This is a genomic window from Mesocryomonas lacus (assembly GCF_055730135.2).
In genome coordinates this window covers 165,368-178,327 of the sequence record NZ_JBUZWE020000003.1, presented here as the reverse complement: position 1 = coordinate 178,327, position 12,960 = coordinate 165,368, and the positions used below count along the sequence as shown (strand labels likewise).

The window sequence follows — 12,960 nt, the reverse complement described above, 5'->3', positions numbered from 1 at the left end:
CGCTTTCGCGGGACGATCTGTCCCGCCGCTGTGGTGTGGCGCCGATCGTCATGGATGCGCCTTTCGCCAAACCCGAATGGCCCCAGACCGCATTTTTTGCAATGCCAAAGATGCCGTATCCGGTCGCGGTTGGCAAAGTGGGCATCCTCTCCGGGTGGTGGCGTCAACGCGTCCTGCGATCAACCCCCGAAATAGCGCGACCGTTGCGGCAGCTGCCTGGACAAAAAGTCCTAGGCAGCCGCACGGGATCAACCGGAGGCGAGCTTCCCGTTAAGCCTTGGCCTCTTGCCGACAGCCGCGTGCCCCGAAAACTAGCTGTGTCCCATCACCGTCCGCGGCAGATAGGGCGCCTCGAGGCGTTCGATCTCGGCGGGAGAAAGCGTGATGTCGGTCGCAGCGATGGCGTCGTCGAGATGCTGCATCTTGGTCGCGCCGATGATCGGCGCGGTGACGGCGGACTGCGCGAGCACCCAGGCGAGGGCGATCTGCGCCGGCTTGACGCCACGCTCAGCGGCAATTTCCGCGACAAGGGCGGTGATGGCATAGTCCGCCTCGCTGCCAAAATATTCCTGCGAGCGGGGATCGCTGCCGCCGCGGCGTGTCGCATCACCGTCTTTCGGCGTGTTGCCGGCGAGAAAACCCCGGGCGAGCGGCGACCACGGCACCAGTGCGACGCCTTCGCTCTCGCAGTAGGGGATCATCTCCCGCTCTTCCTCGCGGTAGAGCAGGTTATAGAAGTTCTGCATCACGGCGAAGGGCGGGCAGCCGATGGCGCGCTGCATTTCCCGCAGCTTGGCAAACTGCCAGGCATACATCGACGACGCGCCGAGATAGCGCACCAGGCCTTGCCCGACGACATGGGCGAGGCCCTCGGCGATCTCTTCCATCGGCGTCTCATGGTCGAGCCGGTGGATGTAGAGGATGTCGATGTAATCGGTGCCGAGCCGCTCCAGCGAGTCCTCGACGCAATCGACGATGCGCTTGCGCGACAGGCCGCGCGAGTTCGGCCCCTTGCCCATCGGCAGGCCGAGCTTGGTCGCGATGACAGCCTCGCGCCGCGGCATCAGCCGGGCGACGGCCTCGCCGGTGATCTGCTCGCTGACGCCGTTGGAGTACATGTCGGCGGTGTCGAAGAAGTTGATTCCGGCGTCCACCGCCCGCTCGAAGAACGGCAGGGAGGCTGCGCGGTCGAGCACCCAGGGATGCACGGTCCAGGCCGGATCGCCGAAGCTCATGCAGCCGAGGCAGAGACGGGAGACGTCGACGCCGGTGTTTCCAAGCTTCACATAGTCCACGGCAGATCCTTTCCTGGCATTTCAGTTTTCCGCACGCGCACTGGCTGAGGCTTTCGCGCCGCACGGCAAGATTGTCTTACCACAAACGAAAACGACCTTGCCGTGAGGCAAGGTCGTCACGACCATGGCATTTCAGCCCGGTCAGCCAAGAGCCCGAGTTTCGGACCAGCTTGGCAGTATTAGTTCGCCGGAGCGGTCGTGGTGGTCGAGCTCGCGGGCGGCGTGGTGGTGGTGGTCGAAGGCGCCATGGTGTCGGTCGTGGCCGGTGCCGGGGTCGTGGTGGTCGTGGTGGTGGCCTTGTCGTCCGAACCCGAGCAGGCGGTCAGGGTGAAAAGAGCGGCGGCGCAAAGGGCGAGGGAAATCTTCTTCATAACAAACATCCATCTGTTCGAGTTACACGGACCATCAATGCGATAGGCCCGCTTCCGTTCAATCCCATGTGATCACGCCACATGTCGCGGTGTCACACCAGACCGAAGGCGCATGCCGGTGAGGCAACGTCTGCCACAAAATAGAGCGTTCTCCCGATAATACGAGAGCGTCTGGACCCGAGAAGGCCTTACAGGCCAGGGATTCGGGCTTCCAGCGCCGAATGAACCATTGTTAATCAAGTCGATAAGGCGGGCCTATCCGGATGAAAAAAATGCAGCAGCGTGCTTTCAACGCAGCGCAGGCCTTGCTCCGATCCGCCCGCCGCTATGGCCGGCCGGCGATTCCGCTCGCGATGGCGGCCGCACTGGTTGCCGGATGCACGTCTGCGACGCTGGATACGCGTGAACTCGGGCTGAGCGGAATGGCCGTCGAGAAGGCGCATCAGTATCCGATCCACGGCATCGACGTCTCCAAGTACCAAGGCGATATCGACTGGGAGACGGCCCGCAAGGGCGGCGTGTCCTTCGCCTGGCTGAAGGCGACGGAGGGCGGCGACCGCGTCGACCAGCGCTTCGCCGAGAACTGGCGCGCCGCCAAGGCCGCCGGCATGCCGCGCGGCGCCTACCACTTCTTCTACCATTGCCGCAGCGGCGCCGAGCAGGCGCGCTGGTTCATCGCCAACGTGCCGCGGGACCCGGAAGCGCTGCCGCCGGTGCTCGACGTCGAGTGGACGCCGGACTCGCCGACCTGCACCAAGCGCCCGCCGCGCGAGGACTTGATGAAGGAGATGCAGGACTTCCTCGACGCCGTCGAGAAGCACTACGGCGTGCGGCCGGTCATCTACGCGCCGATCGACGTGCACCGCGACCGGCTGGTCGGCGCCTTCCCGCGCTATGATTTCTGGCTCCGGGCGGTGAAGGATCATCCGGACAACGTCTACACCAACCGCGCCTTCCGGTTCTGGCAGTACACCGCCACCGGAACGGTTCCCGGCATCACCGGCGAGGTCGACCGCAACGCCTTCTCGGGCACCCGCGCCGACTGGGCGCTCTGGCTGAAGCGGCACCGGGCCGGCTAGGGCGGGCCTCTTTCGGGCGCATTTCTTCAATCCGCCATGATGTGGCAGATAGGGTCGACCAACCACCCGATCCCCGAAGGACTGCTGACCGATGCCCCGCCGCCTTGCTTTCGCCCTTGCCGCCCTCCTGGCGAGTTCCTCGCTTGCCGCCGCCCAGGCTGCGCCGTCGCCGACGGCCGCCGGCCAGGCCGACGCGCAGTGTGGTGGCAGCTTTGACAGCTTTCTCGCCGGCGTCCGCGCCGAAGCGTCGGCGGCCGGCATCTCGGCCAGCGCGATCGACCGGTCGATGGCCCGCATCGGCACCAGCCCGGACCCGAAAGTGCTGGCGCGCGACGGCGCGCAAGGGGTGTTCAGCCAGACCTGGCAGCAGTTCGCGACGCGCATGGTCAACGGCTCGCGGCTGAAGCTCGGCAAGGCGAACCTTGCGAAATACGCCTCGACCTTCGCCGACATCGAGCAGGAGACCGGGGTGCCGGGCCCGGCGATCGCCGCCTTCTGGGGTCTCGAGACCGACTACGGCGCGGTCCTCGGCGACTTCAACACGCTCTCGGCGCTCGCGACGCTGGCGCACGACTGCCGCCGGCCGCAGCTTTTCCGGCCGCATTTGCTCGCCGCGATGAAGGTGGTGGATGCCGGCTATCTCGCGCCCGAGGAGATGAAGGGCGCCTGGGCGGGCGAGCTCGGCCAGACCCAGATCCTGCCGGAGGAGTATCTGAAGTTTGGCACCGACGCCGATGGCAATGGCAGCATCAACCTCCTGACCGATGCGCCGGACGTGTTGGCGACGACGGCGAAGTTCATGCAGTCGCTCGGCTGGCGCGCCGGCGAGCCCTGGCTCGAGGCGGTAAAGGTGCCGGAGAACTTCCCTTGGGAGCGAGCGGCGCTGGTCAATAAGGAGCCGCGCAGCGAATTCGCCGCGCTTGGCGTCACCAAGGCGGATGGCGGTGCGCTCGAGTCCGACGCGCTGCCGGCTTCGCTGGTGCTGCCGATGGGCCGCGGCGGGCCGGCTTTCCTCGCCTTCCCGAACTTCGACGTCTACCTCGCCTGGAACAACTCGTTGGTCTACTCGCTGACCGCCGGCTACTTCTCGACCCGCCTTGCCGGCGCACCGCCGATCGATATGGGCACGCCGCAGCCGGGACTCTCGGTCGAGGACATGAAGGCGCTGCAGACCAAGCTCGCCGGTCGTGGCTACGACGTCGGCAAGATCGACGGCATCCTCGGCGGCAATACGCGCGATGCGGTGCGGCGCGAGCAGATCCGGCTCGGCATGCCGGCCGACGGCTGGCCGACAGCAGAGCTTCTCGCGGCGGAGTGATCCTCGGCTGAGGCCCCATCCGGCACGGTGGATCGGCTTTCTCCCGCGGGCGGGGGGAATGGTCCGCGGCTGTGGGCCGTCCCGATCCCTGCTTGACATGCCGGCCCCTGGCGCACAGGTATCGCGCGCCAGTCGGCTGGGCGACCGCTGCCGTCATATGTCGAAAGACGACGGGGGAGGAAAGTCCGGGCTCCACGGAGAAACGGTGCCGGATAACGTCCGGCGGGGGCGACCCCAGGGAAAGTGCCACAGAAAATAAACCGCCCCGCCTGCGGTTCGGCCCAGAGCCCGTCGATGACCGCATGGGCGGACATGGGCGGCGGGCCGAAGCGCTGGCGGGGTAAGGGTGAAACGGTGGGGTAAGAGCCCACCGCGCTTCTGGCAACAGCGGCGGCAGGGCAAACCCCACCGGGAGCAAGACCGAATAGGGACGACGTGGCGGGAAACCGCCAGCCTTTCTCCGGGCCGGTCGTCCGGGTGGGTTGCTCGAGGCGGCGCGCAAGCGCCGTCCCAGAGGAATGGTCGCCCGGCAGTTCGCTGCCGACAGAACCCGGCTTACAGGCCGACTGGCATCTTCAATTTCCCGCTTGCAGGGCCCCCGGGGCACGGCGCTCGTGCCGCCCTTCGGGGTGCCATGGGAGAGCGCCAAAATTTTTCAGATTGCAACTATTGCGAGAAAATAACGGCGCCTAATTAAGGCGGTCTCGTGTTCTCAACTCTTTCGGAAGACTGGCTATTTTCGGTCAGGCACGGTTGCTTTGCCGGCATTGTGTCACGCCCGGCTGATGATTTTCTGTTGCACCGCACCAGCGCTTCGGCGTCCGGCGAAAACCCCTGCATTAGGAGGGTGTTAACACTAACGGAGTATCACCAAAGGGACTCCAGAGACCCCCTTGGTGTGGGCTGATCCCATTGACGCCCAATAGGCCCCATGTTATCCCTCGACCCATCAAAACAAGGCCTGTTTCGGCAGGAAATCCAGACAGATTCACGCAACTCCGAAGGGATCGGAGCAGGCGCATTCCGCTTCAAACCGGGACGCGTCGCGCGACTTCATTGCCGGCGTCATGCCGGCTTGGCGGGGGCCGACATGACATGGACATCGGTCGCTGCGACAGGCACCCGGCCTGATGGATCGGTTCCTCTCGAACGCGGTGAACAACATCGACGCCAAGGGGCGCGTGTCGATTCCCGCAGCCTTCCGGCAGGTGCTCGCGCAACGCGGCTTCCAGGAGCTCTACGGCATGCAGTCGCTGGGCACGCCGGCGATCGATGTCGGCGGCATGGACCTCCTGCAGCGCTACGAGGACCGGATGGCGGTCGAGGACCCGTTTTCGGAAGCCTATGCGGACATGTCGCTCTTCACCTACGGGGATGGCGCCTTCCTGAAATTCGACCAGGAGGGGCGGATCACCGTGAACGACTTCATCCGCTCGCACACCGGCATTACCGACAAGGTGACCTTCGTCGGCCGCAACACCTTCTTCCAGCTGTGGGAGCCGCAGCGCTTCGAGGCGCACCGGGCCGAGGCCCGTGCGCGGCTCCTGGCGATGCGCGCGGCCGGCTCCGGGAGCGCGCCGTCGTGACGTCCGACCTTTCGGCCGACGCCGCCGTGACCGACGGCGCACCGGCGCGCCATATCCCTGTGCTGTTGCGCGAGGTGCTGACCGCGCTGGCGCCGGCGCCGGGCGACTGGATCGTCGACGGCACGTTCGGCGCCGGCGGCTATACCGCGGCGATCCTCGGGGAGGGCGCCTCGGTGGTGGCGATCGATCGCGATCCGACCGCCATCGCCAAGGCGCGCGCCATGGCCGCGCTTCTCGGTCCGAAACTGGTGCCTGCAGAGGGGCGCTTTGGCGATCTCGAGGCGATTTCGCACGCGGCGGCGGGCGGTCTCGTCGACGGCATCGTCCTCGACATCGGCGTCTCCTCCATGCAGATCGACGAGGCCGAGCGCGGCTTTTCGTTCCAGAAGGATGGCCCGCTCGACATGCGCATGAGCCGCTCCGGCCCGTCCGCCGCCGACGTCGTCAACACGCTGAAGGCCGGCGATCTCGCCCGCATCTTCAACTTCCTCGGCGAGGAGCGCCAGGCCGGCCGCATCGCCCGGGCGATCGAGGCGCGCCGCGCGGAGAAGCCGTTCGAGCGCACGCTGGAACTGGCGCAGCTGATCCTGAAGACGATCGGCCGCGCCCCCAAGGACCGCATCGACCCCGCTACCCGCACCTTCCAGGCGCTGCGCATCTACGTCAATGACGAGCTCGGCGAGCTGACGCGCGCGTTGGTCGCCGCCGAGCGGGTGCTGAAGCCCGGCGGCCGGCTGGTGGTGGTGACCTTCCATTCGCTCGAGGACCGGATCGTCAAGCGCTTCCTGCGTGACCGCGCCGAGCAGGACAGCGGCTCGCGGCATCTGCCCGACATGGCGCCGAAGCCGCTGACCTTCGAGGCCCGCAACAAGCCCGTCGCCGGCAGCGACGCAGAGCTTGCCGAGAACCCGCGTGCCCGCTCCGCCAAGCTGCGCTCCGGCATTCGCACCGATGCTCCGCCGCGGACCGGCGCCGACGCCACCGCCTTCATCGATCTCCCGTCGCTTGCCGACCTTCCCCAGTCTGGAGCCTAAGTCATGCTGAAGACGATCGATATCGTTCTGATCGCGGTGATGATTTCCGCGGCGGCCTGGACCTTCAAGATCAAGTACGAGGCCGAGCTGATCGACGACCAGATCCAGGTCACCGAGCGCAAGGCCAGCCTGGAGCGCGAGACGATCTCGCTGCTCGAGGCCGACTGGAGCCTTCTGAACCAGCCCGACCGTCTGCAGCGCCTGGCCGAAGCCTTCAAGGCCGATCTGGCGCTCGAGCCGCTGAAGCCAGAGCAGATCATCGAGCCGGACGAGCTGCCGGCCCAGCCGATCAACCTCGTGCCGACCGGCAACGACGTCCTCGGCGGTTATGCCGACAACGCCGAAACCAAGGTCAGATAATGTTGCGGCTGCCGAAATTCCCTGCGCTGCGCAATCCGCTTCGCCGCGCCGAGGCGCCGGCGAACATTGCCTCGCCGCGGCTTTCGGCACGTCGTAAGCCGCTGGCGCCGCCGAAGAACCGCCAGCGTTTCATCATCGCCACCGGCTTGTTTTGCTGCGTTTACGCGGTGATCGGCGGCCGGCTGGTGATGTGGGGCGTTTCGCCGAACGGCGGCGGGGCCTACAGCCCTCAGGGCCAGATCGTCGCCGCGCGGCCCGACCTCGTCGACCGCAATGGCGAAGTGCTGGCGACCGACATCAAGACCGCCTCGCTGTTCGCCGAGCCGCGCCGCATCGTCGACGCCGACGAGGCGACCGAGCGCCTGCTGACGGTTTTGCCGGAGCTCAACGCCAAATCCTTGCACACGCGCCTTGCGAGCGATGCCGGCTTCGTCTGGCTGAAGCGCGAGCTGACGCCGCGCCAGCAGCAGGACATCTTCGCCCTTGGCATTCCCGGCATCGGCTTTCGCACCGAGAAGCGGCGCTTCTACCCCGGCGGCAACACGGCCTCGCATGTCGTCGGCCTCGTCAATGTCGACAATCAGGGCATTGCCGGCATGGAGAAGTACGTCGACGATCAAGGCTATCGCGACATCCAGAACCTCGGCCTTGCCGGCGGCAATCTGGAGCCAGTGAAGCTGTCGATCGATCTGCGCGTTCAGCACGTCATGCGCGACGAGCTGGCGGCCGCCATCGTGCGCTACAAGGCGATCGCCGCGGCCGGCGTGATCATCGACGTCAGCACCGGCGAGATCATGGCTATGGCCTCGATGCCGGACTACGACCCGAACTCGGCCGGCGACGCGCTGAAGAAAGAAAACCTCAACCGCATGTCGGCGGGCACCTTTGAGATGGGCTCGACCTTCAAGAGCTTCACCACGGCGATGGCGTTGGATTCGGGCCTCGTGAAGATGACCGACGTGTTCTCGACCGAGCCGTTCCGCGTCTCCGGCTTCACGATCAAGGAATTCCACAGCAAGCACCGGCCGCTGAGCGTGCCCGAGATCTTCCAGTACTCGTCGAATGTCGGGTCTGCGCGCGAGGCCGACATTGTCGGGGTGGAGGGTCACAAGGCCTTCCTGACGAAGCTCGGTCTTCTCTCGCGGCTGCAGACCGAGCTGCCGGAGGTCGCCCAGCCGACCCAGCCGAAGACCTGGAAGAAGATCAACTCGATGACGATCTCCTACGGTCACGGCGTCTCGACGACGCCGCTGCAGACCGCGGTCGCGGCCGCAGCGCTGATGAACGGCGGCTATCTCATCCCGCCGACCTTCCTCCCGCGCACACCGGAAGAGGCCAAGAAGCTGGCCGTCCAGGTGATCTCGAAGAAGACCAGCGACGAGATGCGCTACATCTACGAACTGAACGGCGAGCATGGCTCCGGCCGGCAGGCGCTGGTGCCGGGCTACCGCGTTGGCGGCAAGACCGGCACGGCCGAGAAGGTCGTCAACGGCCGCTATGTCGGCAACAAGCGGTTCAACGCCTATCTCGCGGCCTTCCCGATAGACGCGCCGCGCTATGTGACGCTGGTCGTCATCGACGAGCCGCAGCCGGTTCCTGGCTCCGGCCAGGGCGCGACCGCGGCCTCCAACGCCGCGCCGACGGCCGGCGCGATCATCCGCCGCTCGGCCGCGCTCCTCAAGGTCAAACCGGATTTCGGCGACCACGGAAAATCCTTGCTCGTCTCCTATTGAAGCATGGTTCGGCCGGACGGCCGCGGCGAGTTCGACGTAAGTCTCTGATATTTCTTGAAGGGCTTTCAGCGAATCGTTTCCGATTTTCGGACCGCGGCTTTTGGGGCTAGAACGGGCGACGCAGTTCTGACAGCCGGCGGGTGACTGCCGGCTTTCTCGTAACAGACGGGTTATGGTGAATGAAAATTTCCGATCTTGCAGACGGCCTTGCCGCGGGCGGCGCAGGGGACGCAGAGATCACCGCGATCTCCGCCGACTCGCGGACGGTCCGGCCGGGAACGTTGTTCGCCGCGCTGTCGGGCAGCAAGGCTGACGGCGCACGCTTCGTCTCCGACGCCGAGGCGAACGGGGCGGTGGCGGTGCTGGCGGGCGAGAACGACGTGATCGAGACGACGCTGCCGGTGCTGCGGGTCGCCGATCCGCGGCGGGTGCTGGCACTGATGGCCACGCGTCTCGCCGGCCGCCAGCCGGACACCATCGTCGCCGTCACCGGCACGTCGGGCAAGACGTCGATCGCGGCCTTCACCCGTCAGATCTGGGCGGCCGCCGGTCAGGCCGCCGCGTCGATCGGCACCACTGGCGTCGTATCCCCGACGCGCGACGAATACGGCTCGCTGACGACGCCGGACCCGGTGGAACTCGTCCGGCTGCTGGCGGAACTCGCCGCCGAGGGCGTCACGCACGTCTCGATGGAAGCGTCGAGCCATGGCCTCGACCAGCGCCGGCTTGACGGCGTGACGCTGGCGGCCGCCGGATTCATCAATCTTGGCCGCGACCATCTCGACTACCACCCGACCGTCGAGGACTATTTCGCCGCCAAGATGCGGCTGTTCGATACGCTGCTGCCGAAGGGCGCGCCGGCGGTGATCTACGCCGACGACGAGTGGTCCGACCGGGCGCTGGCGACCGCGCTGCATTCGGGCGCCGACGTCCTGACCGTCGGTCGCAAGGGCACGTTCCTGACGCTGAAGCGTCTGGAGCACGAGCGGCACCGCCAGATCGCCGAGATCGAGGCCGAGGGACGGATCCACCGCATCGTGCTGCCGCTCGCCGGCGAGTTCCAGATGGCCAACGCACTCGTCGCTGCCGGCCTTGCGATCGCCACCGGCGTCGAGCCGCGCGTCGCGCTGGAAGCGCTGGAGGATTTGAAGGGCGCGCCCGGCCGGCTGGAGCTTGCGGGCACGACGGCGCTGGGCGCCCCGGTCTTCGTCGACTACGCGCACAAGCCGGAGGCGATGGAGAACGTGCTGTCTGCGGTGCGGCCCTTCACCACCGGCCGCATCATCGTCGTCTTCGGCTGCGGCGGCGACCGCGATCGCGGCAAGCGCCCGATCATGGGCGAGATCGCCGCGCGCCTTGCCGACATCGTCATCGTCACCGACGACAATCCGCGGTCCGAAGAGCCGGGCTCTATCCGCGCGGCGATCATGGAGGCGGCCACCGGCGCGCGCGAGATCGGCGACCGCCGGCTGGCGATCCGCACCGCCATAGCCGAAGCCCGGGAAGGCGACACCGTCGTCGTCGCCGGCAAGGGCCATGAGCAAGGCCAGACCGTTGGCGCGACCGTCCATCCGTTCAGCGACCACGACGAAGTGCGAACCGCCATTGCGGAGGCGACCCGATGACCGACTGGCTCTGGGAAACCGATGCGCTGATTGAGGCCTTGGGTGGCCGTCCGATCGGCACCATGCCGGCAGGTGTCACCGGCCTGTCGATCGACACGCGCACGCTGCAGCCGGGCGAGGCCTATTTCGCCATCAAGGGTGACAAGTTCGACGGCCACGCCTTTCTGACGGCCGCTGCCGCTGGCGGCGCCGGCGTGATGGTCGTCGCCAAGAGCAAGCTGCCGGCGCTCGGCCGGGTGCAGGCGCAGCTGATCGTCGTCGAGGACGTGCTGGCCTCGCTGGGACGGCTCGCGGCAGCCTCGCGCGCCCGCTCGAAGGCGCGGATCATCGCGGTCACCGGCAGCGTCGGAAAGACCACCACCAAGGATGCGCTGCGCCATGCGCTGGGCGCCTCCGGGCCGGTCCACGCTTCCGCCGCCTCGTTCAACAACCACTGGGGCGTGCCGCTGAGCTTGGCGCGCATGCCGCGCAACACGCGTTTCGGCGTGTTCGAGATCGGCATGAACCATCCCGGCGAGATCCGCCCGCTGGTCAAGCTCGTGCGGCCGCATGCGGCGATCGTTACGCTGATCGCGCCGGCCCATCTCGGCTTCTTCAAGGACCTCGGGGAGATCGCCGTCGCCAAGGGCGAGATCTTCGAGGGGCTGGAGCCGGGCGGCACGGCCATCGTCAATGCCGACGACCCCTTCGGCCCGGCGCTTGCCGACATGGCGCGGGCCGCCGGGGTGACCGAGATCAAGACGTTCGGCGAGGCAGCCTCGGCTGACTACCGGCTCGCCGCCTATTCGCCGACGGCCGAGGGTGCGCGGCTGCGGGCGGTGATCGACGGCGACAGCGTGGACATCGCGCTGGCTGCGGCCGGCCGGCACATCGCCGACAACCTGCTGACCGTCCTTGGCGCCGCCAAGCTCGCCGGTGCCGATCTCACCGTCACCGCGACGGCGCTCTCCTCCTGGCGCACCGGCAAGGGTCGCGGCGAGCGTCACGTGCTGGCGCTTCCGGGCGGCGGCACGCTGACCCTCGTCGACGAGAGCTACAACGCCAATCCAGTTTCGATGCGCGCGGCAATCGACGTCCTGGCCTCGAGCGTGCCGAGCGGCGAGGGACGCCGCATCGCCGTCCTCGGCGACATGCTGGAGCTCGGCGAGCAGTCGCAGGCTCTGCATGCGGAACTTGCCGATGCGCTGATCGGCGCGGGGGCGGCGAAGGTCTATCTGCTCGGCGAGGAGATGAAGGCGCTCGACGACGCACTCGACGGCACGCTCCCTTGCGAATGGCATGAAACGCGAGACGAGCTTCGCGCAAGCCTCGTGAAGGACGGTCGCGCCGGCGACGTGATCATGGTCAAGGCGTCGAACGGCATCGGACTATCCAAACTGGTGGAGACCCTGATCGCGACTTTTTCTCCGGCACCGGCCGCGCCTGACCGCGCCCCGGACGCCGCGCCGCATCAGGAGAGCTGATCGATGCTCGAATATCTCGGTCACTTCTCCGAAGACATCGCCGCCTTCAACGTCTTCCGCTACATCACCTTCCGCACCGGCAGCGCGATGATCACCTCGTTCATCGTGGTCTTCCTGTTCGGCCCGGCGATCATCGCGAACCTGCGCATCCGCCAGGGCAAGGGCCAGCCGATCCGTGCCGACGGCCCGCAGACGCATTTCAAGAAGGCCGGCACGCCCACCATGGGCGGGCTGATGATCCTCACCGGCATCATCTCCTCGACGCTGCTCTGGGCCGACCTCACCAACATCTACGTCTGGACCGTGCTGCTCGTCACCGTCGGCTTCGGCGGAATCGGTTTCTACGACGATTATCTCAAGGTGACGAAGCAGTCGCACAAGGGCTTCTCCGGCAAGGCCCGTCTGGCGCTGGAATTCCTGATCGCCGGCATCGCCTGCACGCTGATCGTCTATGCCGGCACCGGCAGCTTCGCCTCCTCGCTCGCCTTTCCCTTCGTGAAATCGCTGCTGATCGACCTCGGCTGGTTCTACGTCGTCTTCGCCGCCTTCGTCATCGTCGGCGCGGGCAATGCGGTGAACCTCACCGACGGCCTCGACGGCCTTGCCATCGTCCCGATCATGATCGCCTGCGCGGCTTTCGGCCTCATCGCCTATCTCGCCGGCAACGTGAACTTCTCCAACTACCTGCAGATCCACTACGTCTTCGGCACCGGCGAACTCGCCGTCGTCTGTGGCGCGGTGATCGGCGCGGGCCTCGGCTTCCTCTGGTTCAATGCCCCGCCGGCGGCGATCTTCATGGGCGACACCGGGTCGCTGGCGCTGGGCGGCATGGTCGGCACCATCGCCGTCGCCACCAAGCACGAGCTGGTGCTGGCGATCATCGGCGGCCTGTTCGTGATCGAGGCGATGAGCGTCATCATCCAGGTCGCCTCGTTCAAGCTGACGGGCAAGCGCGTGTTCCTGATGGCCCCGATCCACCACCATTTCGAGAAGCTCGGCTGGACCGAGAGCCAGGTTGTGGTGCGGTTCTGGATCATCGCCTTCATGCTGGCCTTCGTCGGCCTGTCGACCCTCAAGCTGCGGTGAGGGCGGCGCG

Annotated in this window: 11 protein-coding genes and 1 other RNA gene; 11 read left to right on the top strand and 1 reads right to left on the bottom strand. The window is 66.9% G+C overall.

Annotation, left to right across the window (positions count from 1 at the left end):
* Positions 1–311: 311 nt before the first annotated feature.
* Positions 312–1,295, bottom strand: a complete 984-nt coding sequence (locus tag ACZLZY_RS06015; RefSeq protein WP_472932680.1) for an aldo/keto reductase — start codon at positions 1,293–1,295, stop codon at positions 312–314.
* Between the two features lie 198 nt (positions 1,296–1,493).
* Between ACZLZY_RS06015 and ACZLZY_RS06010 the strand changes: the two genes are divergently transcribed.
* The 11 genes from ACZLZY_RS06010 to mraY all read left to right on the top strand — a co-directional run bounded on the left by ACZLZY_RS06010 (position 1,494) and on the right by mraY (position 12,950).
* The gene (locus tag ACZLZY_RS06010; RefSeq protein WP_472932679.1) at positions 1,494–1,712 is read left to right on the top strand and encodes a hypothetical protein; all 219 of its coding nucleotides are present in this window, start codon (positions 1,494–1,496) and stop codon (positions 1,710–1,712) included.
* A 226-nt stretch (positions 1,713–1,938) separates the two neighbouring features.
* Positions 1,939–2,745, top strand: a complete 807-nt coding sequence (locus ACZLZY_RS06005) for a glycoside hydrolase family 25 protein (protein WP_472932677.1) — start codon at positions 1,939–1,941, stop codon at positions 2,743–2,745.
* Between the two features lie 91 nt (positions 2,746–2,836).
* Positions 2,837–4,063, top strand: a complete 1,227-nt coding sequence (locus tag ACZLZY_RS06000; RefSeq protein ID WP_472932675.1) for a lytic murein transglycosylase — start codon at positions 2,837–2,839, stop codon at positions 4,061–4,063.
* Between the two features lie 128 nt (positions 4,064–4,191).
* Positions 4,192–4,637, top strand: an RNA gene (gene rnpB / locus ACZLZY_RS05995) — RNase P RNA component class A.
* A gap of 556 nt (positions 4,638–5,193) precedes the next feature.
* The gene (gene mraZ / locus ACZLZY_RS05990; RefSeq protein ID WP_472932674.1) at positions 5,194–5,649 is read left to right on the top strand and encodes a division/cell wall cluster transcriptional repressor MraZ; all 456 of its coding nucleotides are present in this window, start codon (positions 5,194–5,196) and stop codon (positions 5,647–5,649) included.
* Entirely contained in the window at positions 5,646–6,683 is a 1,038-nt protein-coding gene (gene rsmH, locus ACZLZY_RS05985; protein ID WP_472932673.1) for a 16S rRNA (cytosine(1402)-N(4))-methyltransferase RsmH, read from the top strand. The genes mraZ and rsmH overlap by 4 nt, the downstream gene beginning before the upstream one ends.
* A 3-nt stretch (positions 6,684–6,686) precedes the next feature.
* A complete protein-coding gene (ftsL, locus tag ACZLZY_RS05980; RefSeq protein ID WP_472932672.1) occupies positions 6,687–7,043 on the top strand; it encodes a cell division protein FtsL in 357 nt (118 codons plus the stop codon).
* Complete coding sequence (locus tag ACZLZY_RS05975) at positions 7,043–8,776, top strand: peptidoglycan D,D-transpeptidase FtsI family protein (protein WP_472932671.1); 1,734 nt, start codon at positions 7,043–7,045, stop codon at positions 8,774–8,776. Before ftsL ends, ACZLZY_RS05975 begins: the two co-directional genes overlap by 1 nt.
* A gap of 179 nt (positions 8,777–8,955) precedes the next feature.
* Positions 8,956–10,401 carry a UDP-N-acetylmuramoyl-L-alanyl-D-glutamate--2,6-diaminopimelate ligase gene (locus tag ACZLZY_RS05970; RefSeq protein ID WP_472932670.1) on the top strand — a complete coding sequence of 482 codons (1,446 nt, stop codon included), beginning with the start codon at positions 8,956–8,958 and terminating at the stop codon, positions 10,399–10,401.
* The gene (locus ACZLZY_RS05965) at positions 10,398–11,864 is read left to right on the top strand and encodes a UDP-N-acetylmuramoylalanyl-D-glutamyl-2,6-diaminopimelate--D-alanyl-D-alanine ligase (protein WP_472932668.1); all 1,467 of its coding nucleotides are present in this window, start codon (positions 10,398–10,400) and stop codon (positions 11,862–11,864) included. The genes ACZLZY_RS05970 and ACZLZY_RS05965 overlap by 4 nt, the downstream gene beginning before the upstream one ends.
* A gap of 3 nt (positions 11,865–11,867) precedes the next feature.
* Entirely contained in the window at positions 11,868–12,950 is a 1,083-nt protein-coding gene (gene mraY / locus ACZLZY_RS05960) for a phospho-N-acetylmuramoyl-pentapeptide-transferase (RefSeq protein WP_472932666.1), read from the top strand.
* Positions 12,951–12,960: the final 10 nt, after the last annotated feature.

Excerpts from the sequence above, each read along its gene's own strand:
- ACZLZY_RS06000 (WP_472932675.1), top strand. The coding sequence starts at position 2,837 with ATGCCCCGCCGCCTTGCTTTCGCCCTTGCCGCCCTCCTGGCGAGTTCC.
- ACZLZY_RS05975 (WP_472932671.1), top strand. The coding sequence starts at position 7,043 with ATGTTGCGGCTGCCGAAATTCCCTGCGCTGCGCAATCCGCTTCGCCGC.
- ACZLZY_RS06005 (WP_472932677.1), top strand. The coding sequence starts at position 1,939 with ATGCAGCAGCGTGCTTTCAACGCAGCGCAGGCCTTGCTCCGATCCGCC.
- ACZLZY_RS05970 (WP_472932670.1), top strand. The coding sequence starts at position 8,956 with ATGAAAATTTCCGATCTTGCAGACGGCCTTGCCGCGGGCGGCGCAGGG.
- ftsL (WP_472932672.1), top strand. The coding sequence starts at position 6,687 with ATGCTGAAGACGATCGATATCGTTCTGATCGCGGTGATGATTTCCGCG.
- ACZLZY_RS05965 (WP_472932668.1), top strand. The coding sequence starts at position 10,398 with ATGACCGACTGGCTCTGGGAAACCGATGCGCTGATTGAGGCCTTGGGT.
- mraY (WP_472932666.1), top strand. The coding sequence starts at position 11,868 with ATGCTCGAATATCTCGGTCACTTCTCCGAAGACATCGCCGCCTTCAAC.
- mraZ (WP_472932674.1), top strand. The coding sequence starts at position 5,194 with ATGGATCGGTTCCTCTCGAACGCGGTGAACAACATCGACGCCAAGGGG.